The organism is Bacteroides clarus, assembly GCF_015555825.1.
Taxonomy (GTDB): domain Bacteria; phylum Bacteroidota; class Bacteroidia; order Bacteroidales; family Bacteroidaceae; genus Bacteroides; species Bacteroides clarus.
On record NZ_JADNLF010000016.1, the window covers coordinates 26,490 to 49,504 of the forward strand.

Genomic DNA, 23,015 nt, shown 5'->3' on the forward strand with positions numbered 1-23,015 from the left:
AACTAATATGAAACCAACTTTATTCTTATTGGCAGCCGGTATGGGCAGCCGGTACGGTGGCTTGAAACAGTTAGATGGACTGGGCCCCAATGGCGAAACTATTATGGATTATTCTATTTACGATGCTATCAATGCCGGATTCGGTAAGCTCGTTTTCGTTATCCGTAAAGACTTTGAGCAGGACTTCCGCGATAAAATCATTTCCAAATACGAAGGACATATTCCGTGCGAACTGGTGTTCCAGGAACTGGATGCGCTTCCCGAAGGATTTACTTGCCCGGCAGACCGTACCAAACCATGGGGTACTAACCATGCCGTAATGATGGGCGCCGATGTGATAAAGGAACCGTTCGCCGTTATCAATTGCGATGATTTCTACGGTCGCGATTCTTTCCGGGTAATGGGTAAATTCTTGTCAGAACTTCCCGATGGTTCCAAGAATAAATATTCGATGGTGGGTTTCCGTATTGGAAATACATTAAGTGAAAGCGGCACGGTATCTCGCGGTCTTTGCGGTACGGATGCCGATAATCTGCTGACTTCCGTTGTAGAACGTACCAAGATTCAACGTATGGACGGTGAGGTGAAGTATATCGATGATAATGGCGAGTGGACTGCTACCCCCGACACTACTCCGGTCAGCATGAACTTCTGGGGCTTTACTCCCGACTATTTTGCTTATAGCCAGGAGTTCTTTAAGACATTCCTCAGCGATCCGAAGAATATGGAAAATTTGAAGAGCGAATTCTTTATTCCTTTGATGGTGGATAAACTGATTAATGACGGTACTGCTACGGTAGAGGTACTCGATACGAATAGTAAATGGTTCGGCGTGACTTATCCGGAAGACCGTCAGAGTGTGGTTGATAAGATTCAGGCGTTGGTAGATGCCGGAGAATATCCCGCTAAGTTATTCTAAGGGAATATCCGAGCGGTTTACTTTATAAAAATATCCCCTCTTTTCCTTCTTTTGTTCTCCAGGTTGGTTGGACGTAAAGGGAGAGAGGGGATTTTTTGTAAAGGTTTATGAGTTGTAAGAGAGTTTTTGTAACTAATTGATTATCAGTTTGATTTATAAAGCGTGATTAAGTATGGGACTGAGCCTGTCTCAGTATACGACTGAGGTACCCTGAGTATGGGACTGAGCTTGCCTCAAAATACATCTGAATGCGATAAACATCGCATTGTAACTATAAAATCCTCGACAGACGGTTCGCCATATCATTTGATACGTCATATGCAAGCATTGAAATTTAAATGAATGTAGTTGCGCTTTGAATACACGATTGCGTGAGAATAAAAATAATATCGCTACCTTTGCAGCCTTAAACGATTAATTCATTGACACTATGATATCTGTAGAAGGACTGAAGGTGGAATTTAACGCTACCCCTCTGTTCGAAGACGTTTCTTATGTTATTAATAAGAAAGACCGCATAGCTCTTGTCGGTAAGAATGGGGCGGGTAAGTCCACCATGCTCAAAATATTGGCCGGCATTCAGCAACCCGCTTCCGGTGTTGTGGCCGTTCCCCGTGAATGTACGATCGGGTACTTGCCTCAGGTGATGATACTCAGTGATGAGCGTACCGTCATGCAAGAGGCGGAACTTGCTTTTGAGCATATCTTTGAGATGCAGGCTGATATAGAGCGTATGAACCGGCAGTTGGCCGAACGCACCGATTATGACAGTGAAGATTATCAGAAATTGATAGACCGTTTTACCCATGAAAACGAGCGTTTTCTGATGATGGGCGGTACAAACTATCGTGCCGAAATAGAACGTACCCTTCAGGGACTGGGCTTTAGCCGCGAGGATTTTGACCGTTCTACGAGTGAGTTCTCCGGTGGTTGGCGTATGCGTATCGAGCTTGCCAAGTTGTTGCTTCGCCGTCCGGATGTGTTGCTGCTCGATGAGCCTACGAACCATCTCGATATTGAGAGTATCCAGTGGTTGGAAAACTTCCTCTCCACCCGTGCCAACGCAGTGGTGCTTGTCAGTCACGACCGCGCTTTTCTGAATAATGTCACTACCCGTACGATTGAAATAACTTGCGGGCGTATCTATGATTATAAAGTGAAGTACGATGAGTTTGTGGTACTCCGTAAGGAACGCCGAGAACAGCAGCTTCGTGCTTACGAAAACCAGCAAAAACAGATACAGGATACGGAAGACTTTATCGAGCGTTTCCGCTATAAGGCCACTAAGGCTGTACAGGTACAGAGCCGTATCAAACAACTGGAGAAGATAGAGCGCATCGAAGTGGACGAAGAGGATAATTCTTCCTTACGGTTGAAGTTTGTGTGCAGCAGCCGTAGCGGTAACTACCCAGTTATCTGTGAAGATGTTGCCAAAGCGTACGGAAGCCATGTCATATTTCACGATGTAAATCTCACTATTAATCGCGGTGAGAAAGTGGCTTTTGTCGGCAAAAACGGCGAAGGTAAGTCCACACTTGTAAAGTGCATCATGGATGAGATTACGGACTATACCGGGAAGCTTACTTTGGGGCACAATGTGCAGATTGGTTATTTCGCGCAGAATCAGGCGCAACTGCTGGATGAAAACCTGACGGTTTTCGATACCATCGACCGGGTGGCGGTGGGAGATATCCGGCTGAAGATACGCGATATTTTAGGAGCATTCATGTTTGGCGGAGAGGCTTCGGACAAGAAGGTAAAAGTCCTTTCCGGTGGAGAACGTACCCGTCTCGCCATGATTAAGCTGTTGCTGGAACCTGTGAATTTCCTGATTCTCGACGAACCGACGAATCATCTTGATATGCGTTCGAAAGATGTACTGAAGGAGGCCATCCGTGATTTTGACGGTACGGTGATAATTGTCAGCCATGACCGTGACTTTTTGGATGGACTTGCGACTAAAGTATATGAGTTCGGTGGCGGGTTGGTGAAAGAACACCTTGGCGGTATCTATGATTTCTTGCAGAAAAAGCAGATAGAGAGCTTGAACGATTTGCAGAAGTCTCCTTCATTATCTGTTTCACCGGCTGCGGGGAAAGCGGCTGCCGGCGGTAATGCTGAAGCAGCGCAACCTTCCGCCGCGAAGCTTTCTTACGAGGAACAAAAAGAGCTCAATAAGAAGCTCAAAAAACTGGAGCGTCGTGTAGCGGATTGTGAAGCGGAGATAGAGCAGACGGAGGCGGCTATTGCTATTCTGGAAGCTAAGATGGCTACACCGGAAGGTGCTTCGGATATGACGCTTTACGAACAGCACCAGAAACTGAAAGCCCAGTTAGACCGTGTAATGGAAGAATGGGATTCTGCTTCCTGTGAACTGGAGGAGATGAAAAAGGAGTGATAACGTAATAACATTTATTTTATATAAGTATGAGAGTATTTCATTTTTTACCCATTGCAGCATTTTGCCTGATGGCAGGTGCTTGCGGTACTGGCAAGAACCAGGCTGAACTTACAGCCGGCATTCATCTTGCCGATCTTGACACAACGGCTTTGCCCGGAACAGATTTCTACCAATACGCTTGCGGCGGTTGGATGAAGAACAATCCGATTCCTGCCGAGTACTCACAGTATGGCTCTTTTACCATTCTTGCGGAAAATAACCGTAAGCAGATTCAGGGGCTTATCGAAGAACTGGCTGCCACTCAGCATGAAGCCGGAAGTGTAGCGCAGAAAGTCGGTGATTTGTACAAAATCGTAATGGACAGTGTGAAGCTGAATAAGGATGGTATAACTCCTATTAAGGCTGAACTCGACAGGCTGGGGGATTTAAAAGATAAAAAAGAACTTTATGCCTTGTTGGGCGAGATGCAGAAGAAAGGTATTGTTTCCTATAACGTTCTGTATGTAGGGGCGGATGAAATGAATAGTAGCATGAATGCTGTACAGACCTATCAAACGGGTCTGAGTATGGGTGAGCGTGAATACTATTTGGAAAATGATGCGGCTACCGCTAAGATTCGTGACGCTTTCCGTACGCACGTACAGAAGATGTATCAGTTGGCAGGTTTCGATGAGGCTACTGCCAAAAAAGGTGTGGATGTCGTGATGGATGTGGAAACACGTCTTGCCAAGGCTTTCCGTTCGCGTACGGAGTTGCGCGACCCGCATGCCAATTACAATAAAATGAGCATGGAAGAGTTGAAGAAAGCTTATCCTACCTTCGATTGGGACGCTTATCTTTCTGCTCTGGATTTGAAAGATGTGAAGGAAATTATCGTTGGCCAGCCCGCTTCTTTGAAAGCCGCCGCCGATATTCTGGATACTCTGCCTGTTGACGAACAAGGGCTTTACTTGCAATGGAGATTGATTGACGCCGCCGCAGGTACTTTGAATGATGCCATGGCGGAGCAAAATTTCGATTTCTACCAACGTACGATGAGTGGCACACAAGAGATGCAACCCCGTTGGAAGAGAGCAGTCGGTACTGTAAGTTCCGCTTTGGGTGAAGCCGTAGGCCAGATGTATGTAGAGAAATATTTCCCTGCCGCTGCCAAAGCGCGTATGGTGACTTTAGTGAAGAATTTGCAGGAAAGCTTGGGTGAACGCATCAAAAATCTTGCTTGGATGGGTGATTCTACAAAGGTAAAGGCTTTGGAAAAACTGGCTACTTTCCATGTGAAAATAGGTTATCCTGATACCTGGAAGGATTATTCTACACTGGAAATCAAAGATGATTCATATTGGGCGAACATGGAGCGTGCCAATGAATGGAGTCATGCGGAGATGGTGGCTAAAGCCGGCAAACCGGTGGATAAAGACGAATGGCTGATGACCCCGCAAACAGTGAATGCCTATTATAATCCTACAACGAATGAAATCTGCTTCCCTGCCGGTATTTTGCAATATCCGTTCTTCGATATGAATGCGGATGACGCTTTCAACTATGGTGCCATCGGAGTGGTGATCGGTCATGAAATGACTCATGGATTCGACGACCAGGGACGCCAATATGACAAGGACGGAAACTTGAAAGACTGGTGGACTGAAGAGGATTCCAAACGTTTCGACGAACGTGCCCAGGTTATGGTGAATGTATTCGACAGCATTGAAGTCGCTCCGGGTGTGTATGGCAATGGCCGTATGACTTTGGGAGAAAACATTGCCGACCATGGCGGCTTGCAGGTTTCTTATCAGGCATTCAAGAAAGCTACGGCCGCTAATCCGCTGCCTGTAATGGACGGCTTCACTCCCGAACAACGTTTCTTCCTTGCTTACGCGGGCGTATGGGGAAACAATATCCGTCCGGAAGAAGTGCTGAACCGTACTAAGAGCGATGTGCATGCTTTGGGTAAATGGCGTGTAAACGGCGCTTTGCCGCAAATAGGCGCTTGGTATGAAGCTTTCAATGTGACGGAAAATGATCCGATGTTTGTACCGGTAGAAAAACGGGTTTCCATCTGGTAACAGACCGGTTGCCATAAAAGATTTCAGTCCCGCTGGAGAGGTATGGATGCCTTTTCAGCGGGGCTTTTTTTATGTCATTGTGCGAAGGTGCCGGATTTAATAATAACTTCCTTTTTTAATTATACCTAATTTATTGTGTATGAATGTATGTATGAATAAACAAAATTCGTAACTTTGCACATCAAATAGTAAAATGTACGCATTACTTTAATACGCAAATCCATGTCTGAAACTAAAAGAATCAAAACAGCTCTGGTATCCGTTTACCATAAAGAAGGTTTGGACGAAATCATTACCAAACTGCATGAAGAAGGTGTAGAGTTCCTGTCAACCGGTGGAACCCGTCAATTTATCGAATCTTTGGGCTATCCCTGCAAGGCAGTGGAAGACCTTACCACATACCCTTCCATTCTGGGTGGACGTGTAAAGACTTTGCATCCGAAGATATTCGGAGGTATCCTTTGCCGCCGCGGACTGGAACAAGACATGCAGCAAATAGAAAAATATGAAATACCCGAAATAGACCTCGTAATCGTAGACTTGTATCCGTTTGAAGCGACTGTTGCAAGCGGTGCCGAAGAACCGGCTATTATCGAGAAGATCGATATAGGCGGTATCTCATTGATTCGCGCCGCAGCCAAGAATTACAATGACGTTGTTATCGTTGCTTCCCAAGCCCAGTACCAGCCGCTTCGCGATATACTGATGGAGCATGGCGCCACTACTTCGCTCGAAGAACGCCGTTGGTTTGCTAAGGAAGCCTTTGCCGTATCTTCTCATTACGATTCGGCTATCTTCAACTATTTCGATGGTGAAGAAGGGTCTGCTTTCCGTCAATCCGCCAATAACCAGAAGACTTTGCGCTATGGTGAAAACCCGCATCAGAAAGGTTATTTCTATGGAAATATCGATGCCATGTTCGACCAGATTCACGGTAAGGAAATCTCTTATAACAACTTGCTCGATATCAATGCCGCCGTTGATTTGATTGATGAATTTACGGATACGACCTTCGCTATCCTGAAGCATAACAATGCCTGCGGCTTGGCTTCACGTTCTACTGTACTGGAAGCATGGAACGATGCGCTTGCAGGTGATCCCGTATCTGCATTCGGCGGTGTGCTCATCACAAATGCCGTGATTGACAAGGCGGCTGCCGAAGAAATCAACAAGATATTCTTTGAAGTTATCATAGCTCCCGATTATGACGTGGATGCACTGGAAATTCTCGGTCAGAAGAAGAACCGTATAATTCTGGTTCGCAAGCAGGCTGCTCTGCCTAAGAAACAGTTCCGTTCTTTGTTGAATGGCGTTTTGGTTCAAGACCGTGACTTGAAGATCGAGACTTCCGAAGACTTGAAAACCGTGACGACCAAGGCTCCGACTGCACAGGAAATCGAAGATATGCTTTTCGCGAACAAGATAGTGAAGAACAGCAAGTCCAACGCTATTGTATTGGCTAAAGGCAAGCAGCTGCTGGCAAGCGGTGTAGGTCAGACCAGTCGTGTGGACGCCTTGAAACAGGCCATTGAGAAGGCCAAGAACTTCGGCTTCGACTTGAACGGCGCCGTAATGGCGAGCGATGCTTTCTTCCCCTTCCCCGATTGCGTGGAAATTGCAGGTAATGAAGGCGTTAAGGCTGTAATTCAGCCGGGCGGAAGTATCAAGGATGAACTCTCGTTTGATTATTGCAACGAACATGACATTGCAATGGTGATAACAGGGTTCCGTCACTTTAAACACTAATATTAATGATGAATGAAGAACTAAGAATGAGGAATTGTCTGCGCTGTCTTTGCTTGCGTTGGTATTCCGCATAGTATTCTTAATTCTTCATTCCTAATTTTTCATTTAAGAAACATGGGATTATTCTCTTTTACACAAGAAATAGCGATGGACCTTGGCACTGCCAATACTATCATCACCACAAATGGCAAGATAGTAGTGGATGAGCCTTCGGTAGTAGCTTTGGACCGTCGTACGGACAAGATGATCGCCGTGGGTGAAAAGGCAAAGATGATGCACGAAAAGACCCACGAGAACATACGCACTATCCGTCCGCTTCGCGACGGTGTAATTGCCGACTTCTATGCTTGCGAGCAGATGATACGCGGACTTATTAAAATGGTGAACAACCGCAATCGTCTGTTCTCTCCCTCGCTCCGTATGGTAATAGGCGTTCCTTCGGGAAGTACGGAAGTAGAGCTTCGTGCCGTGCGCGACTCTGCCGAACATGCCGGCGGACGCGATGTTTACCTGATATTTGAGCCGATGGCTGCCGCTATCGGTATCGGTATCGATGTGGAAGCGCCGGAGGGTAATATGATCGTGGATATAGGTGGCGGTTCTACGGAAATCGCCGTTATCTCATTGGGCGGTATTGTTTCCAATAACTCTATCCGTATTGCCGGTGACGATCTGACTGCCGATATTCAGGAGTACATGAGCCGCCAGCACAACGTGAAGGTCAGCGAGCGTATGGCGGAACGTATCAAGATTAATGTAGGCGCAGCCTTGACCGAATTGGGTGAGGATGCTCCCGAAGATTATATCGTTCATGGCCCGAACCGTATCACGGCGCTTCCTATGGAAGTACCCGTATGCTATCAGGAAGTGGCGCACTGTCTGGAGAAGTCTATCTCTAAGATTGAGACCGCTATCTTGAGCGCATTGGAGAATACGCCGCCCGAATTGTATGCCGATATCGTGCACAACGGTATCTATCTGGCCGGTGGCGGTGCGCTGCTTCGCGGATTGGATAAACGTCTGACCGATAAAATTAACATACCGTTCCACATTGCGGAAGACCCTTTGCATGCCGTTGCCAAAGGTACGGGCATTGCATTGAAGAATGTTGACCGCTTCTCATTCCTGATGAGATAGGTATGCGAAATTTACTGAACTTTCTTATTAAATACAATTACTGGTTCCTCTTTCTTCTGTTGGAGGTTACCAGTTTTGTTTTATTGTTCCGCTTCAATCATTATCAGCAGAGTGTGTATTTCACCTCGGCAAACGGAGTGGCAGGGAAAGTTTATGAGATATCGGGAGGCATCAGTTCTTACTTCCATTTGAAATCGGTCAACGAGGATTTGCTCGACCGGAATATGTGGCTGGAACAACGGGTGGCTTTTCTTGAAAGAAGCCTGCAGGAACGAGGTCTGGACTCGGTAAAGTTATATAGCATGGCCCGTCTTGCTCCGGATGATTACCGCATATTCAAGGCGAATGTCATTAAGAACAGCTTGAACAGGGCGGATAATTACATTACATTAGACCGTGGTTCGTCAGACAGCATTCGTCCGGAGATGGGTGTAGTGGATGCAAACGGGGTAGTAGGTATCGTGTATAAGACTTCTCCCCGCTATTCGCTGGTTATTCCGTTGTTGAACAGCAAGTCGAGCATCAGTTGCAAGATTGTGGGCAGTGATTATTTCGGCTATTTAAAGTGGGAAGGCGGAGATTCGCGTTTCGCCTATCTGAAAGATTTGCCTCGTCACGCGGAATTTAACCTGGGTGATACGGTAGTGACAAGCGGTTACTCTACGGTGTTCCCCGAAGGGGTTATGGTAGGGACGGTCGATGATATGTCCGATTCTCATGACGGGCTGTCGTATCTGTTGAAGATAAAGCTGGCTACGGATTTTGGTAAAGTGAGCAATGTGCGTGTCATTTCGCGTAGCGGGCAGGAGGAACAGGACATGCTGGAAAAAGAAGGGGAAAAATGATAATCAATTATTTGCATAAGATAGGGTGGTTTATCGGTTTGGTGTTATTGCAGGTGCTGATACTGAACAATGTGCATATTGCCGGATATGCCACTCCGTTTTTATATATATATCTGATTTTGAAGTTTGAGTCGGATGTGCCCCGTAATGCATTGATGTTATGGGCTTTCTTTCTCGGGCTGGCGGTTGATGTCTTTTCCGATACTCCGGGAATGAATGCGGCGGCTACGGTGCTGTTGGCCTTTTTGCGTCCTACATTCTTACGTTTGTTCGTACCTCGCGATACGCTGGATACATTGGTTCCGGCAGTCCGTACAATGGGAATCTCTCCTTTTCTGAAATATTTGGTTGTCAGTGTCTTGGTACATCACGGGATGCTGCTTACCCTCGAATTCTTCTCCTTTGCCCACATCGGTACGTTGTTGTTGAGAATTGTAACAAGCGCTTTGCTGACTGTAACTTGTATAATGGCGGTAGAGGGTATACGGAAGAAGTAAAAAGAGGTTGCTTGGTTATGTGTATTCGTATTTATAACTCATAGGTCGCGATGGTATGAAGGATTATACGCTGGAGAAACGGAAATATGTGATAGGTATGGCGGCTGTCGTCATTGTCCTTATTTACGTGATTCGTCTGTTCGACTTGCAAATCATGACGGATGATTACAAGAAGAATGCGGACAGCAATGCTTTTTTGAATAAGATTCAATATCCTTCGCGCGGCGCTATCTACGATCGTAACGGTAAACTGCTGGTTTTTAACCAGCCTGCATACGACATCACGTTCGTGCCTCGCGAAGTGACACAGCTTGACACGCTGGATTTTTGTCGTGCGTTGAACATCACGCTCGAGCAGTTTCAGAAGCGGATGAAGGATGTAAAGAACCGTTGGATGAATCCCGGTTATTCCAAATATACGCATCAGGTGTTTATGACACAACTTTCGGCAGAAGAGTGCGGTGTATTTCAGGAGAAACTATTCAAGTTTCCCGGCTTCTACATCCAACGGCGTACTATCCGGCAGTATACCTATGATGCCGCCGGACATGCGTTGGGAGACATAGGCGAAGTATCAAAGAAAGATATTGAAGCGGATAATTACTATATACGGGGAGACTATATAGGCAAGCAAGGTATCGAGAAATCTTACGAAAAGTATCTTCGTGGTGAAAAGGGGGTGGAGATTCTGCTTCGTGATGCGCATGGACGTATCCAGGGGCATTATATGGACGGGAAGCTCGACCGCCCCTCCGTGCCCGGCAAGAACCTGACTTTAGGTATCGATATTGAATTGCAGAGGCTGGGCGAACGTTTGTTGCAACATAAAATCGGAGCTATTGTAGCCATTGAGCCGGCTACGGGAGAGATACTTTGCATGGTTTCTTCTCCTACTTTCGATCCTCACCTGATGATTGGACGCCAGCGCGGAAAGAACCACCGGATGTTGCAAAGAGACAAACGGAAACCTTTGCTGAACCGCGCAATCATGGGAGCATATCCACCGGGCTCTACTTTTAAGACTGCGCAGGCCTTGACATTCTTGCAGGAAGGAATCATTCACGAGGATTATCCGACTTTTCCCTGTGCACACGGATTCAATTATGGAAGCTTACATGTGGGATGTCACGGACATGGTTCTCCATTGCCGCTGATTCCGGCCATAGCTACTTCATGTAACTCTTACTTTTGCTGGGGACTGTTCCGGATGTTCAGCGACAAGAAGTACGGCTCTCCTCAAAATGCCATAACGGTATGGAAAGACCATATGGTTTCCCAAGGATTCGGCTATCGTCTCGGTACCGACCTTCCCGGAGAGCAACGCGGTTTGATTCCTAATGCGAAGTTCTATGATAAGGCATATCGTGGTTCCTGGAACGGGCTTACGGTTATCAGTATCGCCATCGGGCAGGGGGAGATTCTTGCCACTCCGTTGCAGATAGCCAATTTAGGCGCGACCATTGCCAATCGGGGACATTTCATAACCCCGCACATTGTAAAGGAAATACAAGATAATGAACTGGACAGCATCTATCGTATTCCACGTGTCACTTCGGTTGACCGGGAATATTACGATGAGGTCGTGGAAGGCATGCGTGCCGCTGTTACAGGAAGTACGGGTAGTGCGACTTGTCGTATGGTAGGTACAATGCTGCCGGGTGTGGAGGCATGCGGTAAAACCGGTACGGCACAGAACCGGGGTAGAGACCATTCGGTATTCATGGGATTCGCTCCGATGAACGACCCGAAGATTGCGATTGCGGTGTATGTGGAAAACGGCGGTTTCGGTGCGACTTACGGTGTTCCTATCGGTGCAATGATGATGGATCAGTATTTGCATGGCAAGTTATCACCGGAGAACGAGATACGTGCGGAGGAGTTCAGTAACCGTATCATTTTGTACGGAGACGAGGAAAGGTAGTAAACAGTCAAACATTAGCGGTATAAATGGTAAGAAGAGACAATATATGGAAATCATTGGATTGGGTGACGATTGTAATCTACCTGATGTTGATTGTATTCGGCTGGTTTAGCGTTTGCGGGGCAAGTTACGACTATGGTGACCGTGATTTTCTTGATTTCTCCACTCGTGCGGGCAAGCAGTTCATGTGGATTGTCTGTTCATTCGGATTGGGATTCATCTTGCTGATGCTGGAAGATACGCTCTATGATATGTTTTCCTACATTATATATATAGGGCTCATTCTCTTATTGGTTGTAACCATCTTTATCGCTCCTGATACCAAAGGTTCGCGTTCATGGCTTATTTTAGGGCCTGTCAGTCTGCAGCCGGCCGAATTTGCCAAATTTGCCACGGCATTGGCATTGGCCAAGTATATGAGCGCCTACTTGTTTACCATAAAAAGCTGGAAGAATGCGTTGATGCTGGCTTTCCTTATCCTTTTGCCGATGATGCTGATTATCCTTCAGAGGGAAACGGGTTCGGCATTGGTTTATACGGCTTTCTTTTTGATGCTTTATCGTGAAGGCATGCCCGGGGTGGTACTCTTTTCAGGTATTTGCGCTGTGGTATATTTTGTGGTGGGAATTCGCTTTGATCAGGTTTTCATAGCGGATACTCCAACGCCTATCGGAGAGTTTGCAGTATTGTCGATGGTTTTGCTCTTTGCCGGTGGAATGGTATGGGTGTATAAGAAGAAATGGGAGCCTGTCCGTAATATCATCGGCGGTTCTTTTGTCGTGTTGCTTATTGCTTATCTGGTTTCGGAGTATATGACTCCCTTTAATCTGGTATGGGTGCAATGGGGATTATGCGTAGTCGTAACCTGTTATTTATTCTTTCTTGCTTTGAGCGAACGTCATTGGAGCTATTTTCTTATCGGATTGTTTGCCATAGGCTCGATAGGTTTTCTCTATTCCAGCGACTACTTCTTCAATAAAGTATTGGAACCTCACCAGCAGATTCGTATCAAGGTTGTGCTGGGTATGGAAGAGGACTTGGCGGGAGCGGGCTATAACGTAAATCAGTCGAAGATTGCCATCGGGTCGGGTGGCCTGACCGGAAAAGGCTTTTTGAACGGCACGCAGACTAAGCTTAAATATGTCCCCGAACAGGATACGGACTTCATTTTCTGTACCGTAGGCGAAGAAGAAGGCTTTATCGGCTCAACGATTGTGTTACTTTTGTTTCTGACCCTGATACTTCGTCTGATTGCATTGGCAGAACGGCAGCAGTCCGCGTTTGGCAGGGTATACGGATATTCGGTGCTGAGCATCTTTTTGTTTCACCTTTTTATAAATATCGGTATGGTGCTTGGCCTGACACCCGTAATCGGTATTCCGCTGCCTTTCTTCAGCTATGGCGGTTCTTCGTTATGGGGCTTTACAATACTGTTGTTTATATTCCTGCGTATCGATGCGGGGAGAAACAGGAGGCTGGTATAATGTTATCTTTGTAATTTGACTCCCACATCATTGATGCCGGGCAGAATATCGTCAGGCAATGTATAAGCTACTTTGAAAAGATAATCGCCGGGTTTCTCTATTTTGATGCTTCCGGCGGGAAACGCAGACTGATATAAACCGCCCCAACCATCTCCTTTCCATATTCCTTCTTTGTCGGCTAAGACGGCTGTCAGCGTGTCTGCCTGTAACTTTTTAGATTCAGGGCTGTCATAGCAAACGGATAAGTTTATGTTTTGATAAGGATAGGTGTTACGGTTTCGGACTTCCACAGTCAGCTTGTAATAAGTTTGCGAGTCGGGTACGGCGACCTTGAAGAACAGTGTGTCCTGCCGTTTCCAACCCGCTTGCGGAATGGATTGGAACGCGTGATATACAGTCTGTTTATCGCAAGCGCCTGATGCGCTTACGATAAACAGAAGTATGATATATCTCAGAAACTTTATCTTATTCTTGGGCGGGTTTGTCATTTTGAACAGGTTTATCTCCCTGAGGTTTGGGTCTGTTGTTATGAGGACGTTTACGATTGTTGTTATTCCGTTGTGAGCGTCTTTCATCTCCTTGCGGTCGTTTTTCGTCTCCCTGCTGTCTGGGTTGCTCTTGTTGTTGCGGAGCGGCAGACTGTTCACCGCCTTGCGGTCGGTTATTGGGGTTCTTTTTTCTCTTTTTATTCCGGTTACCGCCATTGTTTCCGTTACCGTTTCCATTGTTATTGCCGTCTCCGCCGTTTTTGTTCTTACGGTTGCGGTCGAAACGGGTCAGACTTTCCTGTTCCAATAAGTCTACCGGTTTCTTAGGCTCGGCACGATGTGTCTCTTCCAATAGGTTTTCCGGCTTGATACCTCTCTTGTTCAGACCGATAACTTCAAAAGCCCGTCTGCCACTGATGGTAACCAGATTGGCCGGAATATTCTTGTCTGTGGAGTAAGTTATCTGATTGTTGAGAATATCGGCTTTGAAGAAATAGAATACGCCGTCTTTGGTTTCCAATTCGATTTCTTTGGAAGGCAGGCGTTTTTGCGCTTCTACGTAGCAGTCCACTTCGTAGTTGAGGCAGCATTTCAGTTTGGCGCATTGTCCGGCAAGCTTTTGCGGGTTCAGTGAGATGTCTTGAAAACGGGCGGCGCTGGTTGAAACGGAAACAAAAGACGTCATCCAGGTAGCGCAGCACAGCTCACGGCCGCAAGGTCCGATACCGCCGATACGTCCGGCCTCTTGACGTGCACCGATCTGTTTCATCTCGATACGTACATGGAAAGCGTCGGCAAGCACTTTAATCAGTTGGCGAAAGTCTACGCGTTCATCGGCAATGTAGTAGAAGATCGCTTTGTTGCCGTCTCCCTGATATTCCACATCTCCGATTTTCATGTTGAGGTTGAGGTCAAGAGCTATCTGGCGGGCACGAATCATCGTACTGTGTTCGCGCGCTTTCGCTTCATTATACTTCTCCATATCCACCTGCTTGGCTTTGCGGTAGATACGTTTGATATCTGCTTCCGACTTGATGTTTGCTCTACGCATTTGTAGCGGAACAAGCCGTCCCGTAAGGGTTACTACGCCTATATCATGTCCGGGAGTAGCTTCTACGGCCACTATATCACCTTTTTCCAAAGGAATTTTGTTGCTGTTGCGGAAATAGCCCTTACGGGTATTCTTGAACTGAACTTCCACCATGTCCGATTCTTCGGCATTGCCCGGAATATCGGCGAGCCAGTCGTAGGTGTTCAGCTGTTTGTCTTGCCTGCCGCAGCTTTTGCAGCAGAGACTACCGCTTCCGTTATGTAGTTTAAATTCCATTTCTTTATTTTATTTACGATTCAAATGCTCTTTATATTTATTCTCTTATCTTATTGTTTTATCATCCTGTTATCCGGAAATATCTTCCGATGATATTTTTTCTTACTGCTTCAACAGAACAATCATTTTCAGTGAAAAATCAAAGAATACCATACGGGCATTCACATTCTGTTCGATATGAACCTGCGCTTCACTGAGCTCATCCATGATGCCCATAACATTCCGCTCATTGACGAACGGGGCGAATCGGGTTGCGAAGTTCTGTTCGGGTAGCGTCATATAATTCATCTCTTTCCGATGCAGGTTATAGATGAAGTTTTCCCGTATCATGCGCTGGCAATATTCCAGGAAATTCTTTTGGCGTTCGCGTCCCATGACTGCCAGCTGTTCGCTCCATTGCTTCATTTCCCGTATTTTCCGTTGATAGGAGAGACGCATTAATTTGACGAACAATTCAAAAAAGAGTTCGTTCTCTTCATTCAGGTGGATGGTTTCCAACGCCTTGATGAAGTTCCCGTTCGCCAGATGCGCAATGGTCTGGCTGTCCACCGGTTGTACGCCGTATTTTTGTTGCAGTGCGTTTGCTATGCTCGCTTCTTCTATTTTGCGGATATTGAAACGCTGCGTACGGCTGAGTATCGTGGATAATATCATTTCGGGGGCTTCCGAAACCAAAAGGAAGATTGTTTTCTCTGGCGGTTCTTCCAACAGTTTCAATAGCTTATTGGCGCAGACCTCGTGTAGCTTTTCCGGCAGCCATACAATGGTTACCTTATAGCCGCCTTCACTGGATTTCAAGCTGAGTTTACGGGTGATTTCATCGCTTTCCTTTGCGTAGATAATCGCTTGTCCGTTCTCTGCTCCCATTTCGTTCAGCCAGTGATTCAGTGAGAAATAGGGGGTGTTCAGTACAAAACGTCTCCAGTCTGCTATGTAGTCGTCGCAGACTTCTTTCTTCCCTTTGGCGCTTTTCACAATGGGAAATACGAAGTGTACATCTGGATGTACCAGTTTATTCCACTTCACGCACGAAGGACACGTGCCGCAGGCATCGGTTTCAGTACGGTTCGGGCAACAGATGTAACGGGCATACGCCATAGCCAGCGGAAGTTTGCCTACTCCCGCCGGTCCGCAGAACAATTGCGCATGAGGAATGCGTCCTTCCTGCACTTCTTGTATCAATCGCTGTTTGGCTGCGTCCTGGCCGATTACATCTTTAAAAAACACGGTGCCGCTATTTGGTTAATAAATCTGTTTGGCTACTTCTCTAATGCTGTCTACCGCGCCTATGGAGTAGAAATGGATACTGGGAATACGATGTTCCATCAATTCCCTGCATTGCTGTACGCACCATTCGATACCCACTTGTTGCGCTTCGGCGTCATTTTTGCATTTCAAGACTTCCTTTGTCAGTTCTTCGGGTAAGTCCACTTTGAATGTTTTGGGTATCATGCTGAGCTGTGACAGCTTCTTGAATGGCTTGATGCCCGGTATGATGGGGATGGTAACCCCGGCTTTGCGGGCGCGTTCTACGAAATCGAAATATTTCCGGTTGTCATAGAATAATTGGGTAACGGCATATTCCGCTCCGGTCTCCATTTTCTTCTTCAGCCAGTAAATGTCCGTATCGATATTGGGAGCTTCTTCGTGCTTCTCCGGATAACAGGCCACTCCGTATGAGAAAGGAGTATTGGTGACTTTCATTTCGGAACCGTCTACAAAGATACCCTTATTGAATTGGTTAATCTGCTCTTGCAATTCGATGGCGTGATGATAACCGTTGCCTTCGGGTGTAAAGGCGGATTCGTGCTTCGCCTTGTCTCCGCGCAACACCAAAAGGTCTGTGATATTCAGAAATTGCAGGTCAAGCAATACGTACTCGGTATCTTCACGGCTGAAACCGCTGCAAAGAATATGCGGCACTACCGTTATATTGTATTTGTTCTGGATGGCTGCCGCCACGGATACGGTTCCCGGACGGCGACGAAGCCGGTTGCGTTGAAACAGTCCGTTGCCGAGGTCTTTGTACACGTACTCGCTGCGGTGTGTGGTTATATTGATGTATTTAGGGTCGAATTCCCGTAATGTATCTATCGTTTCGTACAACTTTTCGATGCCTGTACCTTTCAGAGGGGGCAATATCTCAAAAGAAAAAGCTGTTTTTTCGTTACTGTTTATCAGATCGATTACTCTCATTTCTTCTTCGTTGTCTTTGTCTAATTAGCAGAATCCTGCACATTGGGAACAAAAATACGAAAAAGAAATGAGAAATACCCGCCGGGCAGGCTATTCTTTTATGCAGCGAACGGAAAACGCATTATAATAATCTTTGCCTTCCGGTTTGACGGCATTCTTTAAAGCGATGTCGTTATTGCCGCTCGTAAACATTACGACCGTATCCAATTGCTTTTGTGTACTGTTGTACACCCAGTAGGCGGTAGATGAATTTGCGTTTACCAAGGTTGTTTTGTTTTCTCTTTCCAGAAGCAGTCCTCTGGGCTGAATGCCGAATCCGGTTTCATTGGTTGCGGAATAAACGTCGGAGCTCCATGCATCCGCCTTTTTTAGTGCGGAAGCATTCTCCCCCACGTATTCTTTCAACCTGCTCCAATCATTTGGAGCAGGCAGTTTCCAATCCAGCGGAGCCAGCTTCTCGGTCAGGACTGCTTCACCGTTATAAAAGCAGGCGTCACAATCGGCCCATTTGAAGTAACTTTCGCCTCCACCAAGGGTTTTTCCGAGAGGCATGCTTCTGCTATCGTTATAATAGGCGGCTTGTAAATCTTCTTTCATCCAATACTGTGTACCTATTTTCACGATAGGATAGGTTTGTAAAATCCCGTTTCGTATATCTCTGATTACATAGCTGCTGACATTGATAGCCAGCGTTGCAGCGGCAGGTTTTTCAGTGACTATCTTTTTGCTTGCGTCTATATAGAACTTTTCGATAGGTTGGGAGTGCCCGGAGGTGTAGGCCAGTGAGTTTTCCGATTCATTCCAGCTCACCCTGCCGCCGTGTATCATGGCGGTCTTGTCCGGCAGTTGTAAAACGATACCGTTCATTAAGTCCGTCCGCTCATTGTCTTGTACGGGATAGACTACAATCGCTTTGGAATTGACAGCATCGGCAGCGGTTGCGTAAAGGTACTCCCGGCATACTTCTGCCACGGGCTTTCCCTGATGATATATTCTGTAGACGTCGGATGTTTTGAATGACAGTGAGGCTGTATGGATGGCGGTGATGTCATATCTGTTTTCGCTCTCTCCTTGCTCGCTGAATCCCCATTCCTTGATGCCGGCGATAACTCCGGTCAGGGTTTCGCTTGTACTTTGCAGCGCGTTGATACGAATTTCCAATTCCGTATCCTCCTTGATGGCTGCCGACGGGAGAGAGCAGATATAGATTTTGCCGTTCCATTCCAATGTAAAAGCCTGTCCGCTGTCGGAATGTGTCTGCGGAATAACGATAAACTCCTTACCGGATAAAGAGTTACCCTCTTTCTTCCACGTGCCGAAAGGAATAATATCCATTTCGCTGGCATCATCGATATCGGATAATTTATCTGATTGCAGGTCGTATACGGCTTGCGTTTTGAATCCCGTAGCTATGATTCTGGGATTGGCTTTGAGCATATCGTCTGCATCTTCGCCCTCTTTGGGCGTAAGGACTAACTTTATTTTCGCAAACTGGTGCTTATATTCCAGTTTTACGGTTTTCTCGCTGTTGGATACATCCTCGATACGGGCGGTCATGAAATTGGAGAGGCTGTAGTCGGCGGCTTTACTCTGGTCGGCTTGGACAGCAACGTTCAGTAAGGAACTTCCTTTGGATACACTTGCGGTCTGATACGGATAATAACTGATGAAATCCAGTGTGGCATCACCTTCCGGATAGTATACTTCTTTCTTGGGTATCAGCTTACTGCCTTCACCACATTCCAGCAGCAGGTTGTCAATATATCGTTGCTTATCCAAAGAGTTACCCGTCAGCATGGCGAAGATTCCGGTTCTGTCTCCGGTTTCAAAAGTGCTTTTGGCTGCTTTGGTGGTAGTTTTACTTGTTTTGACGGAAAAGGAAATCGGGATATTACCTTCCTTGATTTCATCGTCTATCTTGTTGACGCAAGAGGCTATTAATAAGGCTATAATCAGATATAGCACATTATTAATCCTCTTGAAAGCGTTTTTCATTATACTCATGTCACAGTAGTTTTGTAAGACGAAAAAACTTCGTCTTTGGTTCGTACTCAAAAGCTTATGTGTTATTGATATATCAGATTGGGCAGAACCACAAATGTTATGAGAAAGTTATTTACGCTTCCGGATTTCTATTGTTGGCTGTCACGCTTGATAGCCCGGTACTTTTTCTTCTTCTTTTTATATCTCTATAAGACAAGGGTACAAAAGTATACTAAATCTTTGGAATAATCACAAAAACAGTCGCTCAATTTAAAGTATATACACTGCTTTATTACAAATTTGAGTAATATGCAGCAAGGTGGATTGAATTTTTGCTACCTCAAAAAAACAGGTTGCGTGAAGTATATTCCTAACTTAATCCCATAGCTCTTTATTCCAATAACCTATGGTTATTATTATCGCCATTTCCCAATATGTTCATTTGATGAATCGCTATTTGGTTTAGCTTGACAAGACGTTCCCTTTGTGTCATACCCTGCTCGATAAAAACGGCATTCAGGTTTTCCATGTTCGACAGGCAGATCAGCTCATTGACAGTGGCATAATCACGAATATTACCTTTTAGGTCAGGATTTGTTTCCCGCCATTGTTTTGCTGTCATACCGAACATGGCTACATTCAACACGTCGGCTTCATTGGCATAAATAATACTTGCTTGCGCCGGTGTGACTTCCGGTGGAATAAGGTTTTGTGCGTTCTATCCATTCGGAAGCACTTAGTACAAACGACGGTAGTCCTGCGCTCTTTCTAAAGTGGTCGAATTCGACCACTTTAAAATTAGGATTATGGATGACTTCCCATGTGCCAAGAAATTCAATCGTATAACGGCTTCTTATCCAGTTCTTAATCACATCCGCCGCTCTGCTGTCCCCCTCTTTGGCAGAAGCCATGTCGGTAAGAGATATATAATCTTGTTCTTCAAAATTAAGAACGGTAATCAGTGTGTCTTGAACGATAATTTTCACCATTATGTAATCGATGCTTTGAGTTTCGATCACAAAGGTACTATAATTCATAAGATTATCTCCTTTCCAATGAACTATTTGCAAAAATATGATATGGAGATTCCGATAAAGGATATAATTCAACAAAAACTTCCGCAATTTATTTATATCGCTCTGATTTTTTATCTAACTTTACACGCTAAAATCGTAAACAGTAATTAGTTAAACCATAGAACAGAGCTTATGCCTTTAAATTTACCCGATAAACTTCCCGCGATAGAGCTGCTGAAAGAGGAAAACATCTTCGTTATCGATAATTCACGTGCCACCCAACAGGACATTCGTCCGTTGCGGATTGTCATATTGAATCTGATGCCGTTGAAGATTACGACGGAAACCGATTTGGTGCGTTTGCTGTCCAACACTCCGTTGCAGGTGGAGATTTCGTTTATGAAAATCAAGAGCCATACCTCAAAGAATACTCCGATAGAACATATGAAAACTTTCTACACGGATTTTGAGAAGATGCGTGACGAGAAGTATGACGGCATGATTATCACCGGCGCTCCTGTGGAACAGATGGATTTTGAGGAAGTGACCTATTGGGACGAGATTACCGAGATTTTCGATTGGGCGCGTACGCATGTCACGTCCACCCTTTATATCTGTTGGGCGGCGCAAGCCGGACTTTACCATCATTACGGAGTACCCAAATACCCGTTGGACGCAAAGATGTTCGGTATATTCGAGCATCGTACACTGCAACCTCTCTATCCCATTTTCCGTGGTTTTGACGATGTGTTCCATGTGCCCCACAGCCGCCATACGGAAGTTCGCAAGGAAGATATTCTGAAAGTTCCCGAACTGACACTGCTCTCGGAGTCGAGAGACGCGGGAGTCTACATGGTGATGGCGCGTAACGGACGTGAGTTTTTCGTAACCGGTCATTCCGAATACTCCCCGCTGACGCTCGATACGGAGTACCGTCGCGACTTGGATAAGGGGTTGCCCATCGAGATGCCCCGCAATTACTATGTGGATGATAATCCGGACAAAGGCGTATTGGTGCGTTGGCGCGCGCATGCCAACCTGTTGTTTTCCAACTGGCTGAACTACTTTGTATATCAGGAAACCCCGTTCAACATTGAAGATATCAAATAGCATGATAAAGCAACGGAAAATAGAGCTGTTGGCGCCCGCTAAGAATCTGGAGTGCGGCATTGAAGCCGTCAATCATGGTGCGGATGCGGTATATATAGGTGCTCCGAAGTTCGGCGCACGTGCTGCGGCGGTTAATTCGCTGGAAGACATTGCCGCTTTGACGGCATACGCCCATTTGTACAATGTACGTATCTATGTCACGGTAAATACCATTCTGAAAGAAGAAGAACTGGCGGAAACGGAAAAGATGATTTGGGAGTTGTACCGTATCGGTGTAGATGCGCTGATTGTGCAGGACATGGGCATTACCCGTCTGAACCTGCCGCCCATACCGTTGCATGGCAGTACGCAGATGGACAACCGTACACCGGAGAAAGTTCGTTTCCTGGCGGATGCGGGTTTTCGCCAAGTGGTGCTGGCGCGCGAGCTTTCATTGCAGGAGATACGCAATATCCATGAGGCCTGTCCGGAGACGCCTTTGGAAGTCTTTGTACATGGCGCGCTTTGTGTAAGTTATAGCGGACAGTGCTACGTCAGTCAGGCATGTTTTGGCAGAAGCGCCAACCGGGGAGAGTGCGCCCAGTTCTGCCGCCTGCCGTTCAGTCTGGTGGATGCGGACGGAAAAACCATCGTCCGCGACAAGCACCTGCTCTCTTTGAAAGACTTGAACCAAAGTGAAGTGCTGGAAGACCTGCTGGATGCCGGCGCTTCTTCCCTGAAAATAGAGGGGCGGTTGAAAGACGTTTCTTACGTGAAGAATGTCACAGCCGCTTACCGTCAGAAACTGGATGCTGTCTTTGCCCGCCGCAAGGAGTATGTACGCGCTTCCTCGGGCATTTGCCGTTTCAGTTTCAAGCCACAATTGGACAAGAGTTTCAGCCGCGGCTTCACCCATTACTTTCTGCAAGGCCGCGATCGGGAAATATCCTCTTTCGATACGCCGAAATCCTTGGGCGAGGAGATGGGAACGATGAAAGAGCAGCGTGGCAACTACCTTACCGTGGCCGGAGTGAAACCCTTCCATAACGGAGACGGTGTTTGCTTTCTCGACGAACAGGGACGTTTGCAAGGTTTCCGCATCAATCGGGTGGACGGCAACAAATTGTATCCGGCAGGCGATATGCCCCGCATCAAACCGCGCACCCGTCTTTACCGTAATTTCGACCAGGACTTTGAGCGCGTCCTGGCCCGTAAGTCCGCCGAGCGTAAAATCGGCATAAAATGGGAACTGGCAGATACCCCTTCGGGCTTTGCGCTGACCGCCGAGGACGAGGACGACAATCGTATAACCTTGTCTTTCCCCTCTTCAAAAGAACTTGCGCGTACTCCGCAACAGGACAACCTGCGAACTCAGCTCGGTAAATTGGGAAATACTCCTTTCGAGGTACGGGACAGTGCCCCGGAAGCGGCTCCCGCCATTGCAATCAACCTGTCGCAGAACTGGTTCATACCCGCCTCGGCGATAGCCGACTGGCGCCGCCAAGCGATAGACAGGCTGATTGCCGCCCGTCGTATTACTTACCGCCGTGAGTTGCACGTGTGGAAACCTACCCGCCACCGTTTCCCGATAACGTCCCTGACCTATTTGGGTAATGTGATGAATACTGCCGCCCGCGGCTTTTATCAGGCTCACGGGGTAGCTTCCATAGAACCGGCTTACGAGAAACAGGCCGTGCCCGAAGCCGTACTTATGTTCTGCAAACATTGCCTGCGTTATAGCATGGGCTGGTGTCCTATGCATCAAAAGGGACAGTCCCCGTACCGGGAACCTTATTATCTGGTAGGAACGGACGGCAAACGCTTCCGTCTCGCCTTTGACTGCAAGAACTGCCAGATGAAAGTAAGTGAAGAGAAAGTATGAAGTATAAAATATAAGGTATAC

The 23,015-nt window shown here is 46.6% G+C and carries 16 protein-coding genes and 1 pseudogene; 11 read left to right on the forward strand and 6 right to left on the reverse strand.

The window, feature by feature from the left end:
• Window positions 1-7: 7 nt before the first annotated feature.
• The 9 genes from I2F54_RS14885 (at window position 8) to rodA (ending at window position 13,013) form a co-directional block, all read left to right on the forward strand.
• Window positions 8-919, forward strand: coding sequence for a nucleotidyltransferase family protein (locus tag I2F54_RS14885; RefSeq protein WP_009122848.1), 912 nt, complete (start codon window positions 8-10; stop codon window positions 917-919).
• Window positions 920-1,349: 430 nt separating this feature from the next.
• The gene (gene abc-f / locus I2F54_RS14890) at window positions 1,350-3,317 is read left to right on the forward strand and encodes a ribosomal protection-like ABC-F family protein (RefSeq protein ID WP_195501682.1); all 1,968 of its coding nucleotides are present in this window, start codon (window positions 1,350-1,352) and stop codon (window positions 3,315-3,317) included.
• A gap of 29 nt (window positions 3,318-3,346) precedes the next feature.
• The gene (locus I2F54_RS14895) at window positions 3,347-5,383 is read left to right on the forward strand and encodes a M13 family metallopeptidase (protein ID WP_195501684.1); all 2,037 of its coding nucleotides are present in this window, start codon (window positions 3,347-3,349) and stop codon (window positions 5,381-5,383) included.
• A 222-nt stretch (window positions 5,384-5,605) separates the two neighbouring features.
• On the forward strand, window positions 5,606-7,129 hold the full coding sequence (purH, locus tag I2F54_RS14900; RefSeq protein WP_009122851.1) for a bifunctional phosphoribosylaminoimidazolecarboxamide formyltransferase/IMP cyclohydrolase: 1,524 nt from the start codon (window positions 5,606-5,608) through the stop codon (window positions 7,127-7,129).
• A gap of 114 nt (window positions 7,130-7,243) precedes the next feature.
• Window positions 7,244-8,266 carry a rod shape-determining protein gene (locus tag I2F54_RS14905; RefSeq protein ID WP_004288960.1) on the forward strand — a complete coding sequence of 341 codons (1,023 nt, stop codon included), beginning with the start codon at window positions 7,244-7,246 and terminating at the stop codon, window positions 8,264-8,266.
• 2 nt (window positions 8,267-8,268) lie between these two features.
• A complete protein-coding gene (gene mreC / locus I2F54_RS14910; RefSeq protein ID WP_009122852.1) occupies window positions 8,269-9,111 on the forward strand; it encodes a rod shape-determining protein MreC in 843 nt (280 codons plus the stop codon).
• Window positions 9,108-9,608, forward strand: coding sequence for a rod shape-determining protein MreD (gene mreD / locus I2F54_RS14915; protein WP_009122853.1), 501 nt, complete (start codon window positions 9,108-9,110; stop codon window positions 9,606-9,608). The genes mreC and mreD overlap by 4 nt, the downstream gene beginning before the upstream one ends.
• 55 nt (window positions 9,609-9,663) lie before the next feature.
• Window positions 9,664-11,529: a penicillin-binding protein 2 gene (mrdA, locus tag I2F54_RS14920; protein ID WP_009122854.1), complete on the forward strand. Its 1,866-nt coding sequence runs from the start codon at window positions 9,664-9,666 to the stop codon at window positions 11,527-11,529.
• 26 nt (window positions 11,530-11,555) lie between these two features.
• The gene (rodA, locus tag I2F54_RS14925; RefSeq protein WP_195501686.1) at window positions 11,556-13,013 is read left to right on the forward strand and encodes a rod shape-determining protein RodA; all 1,458 of its coding nucleotides are present in this window, start codon (window positions 11,556-11,558) and stop codon (window positions 13,011-13,013) included.
• A 2-nt stretch (window positions 13,014-13,015) separates the two neighbouring features.
• On the opposite strand, the gene I2F54_RS14930 is transcribed toward rodA, so the two are convergent.
• From I2F54_RS14930 to I2F54_RS14955, 6 genes and pseudogenes are all read right to left on the reverse strand, one after another.
• The gene (locus I2F54_RS14930; protein WP_195501688.1) at window positions 13,016-13,501 is read right to left on the reverse strand and encodes a gliding motility lipoprotein GldH; all 486 of its coding nucleotides are present in this window, start codon (window positions 13,499-13,501) and stop codon (window positions 13,016-13,018) included.
• Entirely contained in the window at window positions 13,479-14,828 is a 1,350-nt protein-coding gene (locus I2F54_RS14935; protein WP_195501691.1) for a PSP1 domain-containing protein, read from the reverse strand. Before I2F54_RS14935 ends, I2F54_RS14930 begins: the two co-directional genes overlap by 23 nt.
• A 102-nt stretch (window positions 14,829-14,930) precedes the next feature.
• Window positions 14,931-16,055 carry a DNA polymerase III subunit gene (locus I2F54_RS14940; protein WP_195501694.1) on the reverse strand — a complete coding sequence of 375 codons (1,125 nt, stop codon included), beginning with the start codon at window positions 16,053-16,055 and terminating at the stop codon, window positions 14,931-14,933.
• Between the two features lie 15 nt (window positions 16,056-16,070).
• Window positions 16,071-17,024, reverse strand: a complete 954-nt coding sequence (gene metF / locus I2F54_RS14945; protein ID WP_009122859.1) for a methylenetetrahydrofolate reductase [NAD(P)H] — start codon at window positions 17,022-17,024, stop codon at window positions 16,071-16,073.
• Window positions 17,025-17,114: 90 nt separating this feature from the next.
• Window positions 17,115-19,028 (reverse strand): fimbrillin family protein, encoded by a 1,914-nt coding sequence (locus tag I2F54_RS14950; RefSeq protein WP_195501696.1) that lies wholly within the window; start codon window positions 19,026-19,028, stop codon window positions 17,115-17,117.
• A 370-nt stretch (window positions 19,029-19,398) separates the two neighbouring features.
• Window positions 19,399-19,996: pseudogene (locus I2F54_RS14955) on the reverse strand (KilA-N domain-containing protein).
• 219 nt (window positions 19,997-20,215) lie between these two features.
• On the opposite strand from I2F54_RS14955, the gene metA reads away from it, so the two are divergent.
• Together metA and I2F54_RS14965 are read left to right on the forward strand one after the other, a co-directional pair.
• Window positions 20,216-21,133, forward strand: a complete 918-nt coding sequence (gene metA, locus I2F54_RS14960) for a homoserine O-acetyltransferase MetA (protein ID WP_022219463.1) — start codon at window positions 20,216-20,218, stop codon at window positions 21,131-21,133.
• Between the two features lies 1 nt (window position 21,134).
• Window positions 21,135-22,994: a peptidase U32 family protein gene (locus tag I2F54_RS14965; protein WP_195501698.1), complete on the forward strand. Its 1,860-nt coding sequence runs from the start codon at window positions 21,135-21,137 to the stop codon at window positions 22,992-22,994.
• Window positions 22,995-23,015: the final 21 nt, after the last annotated feature.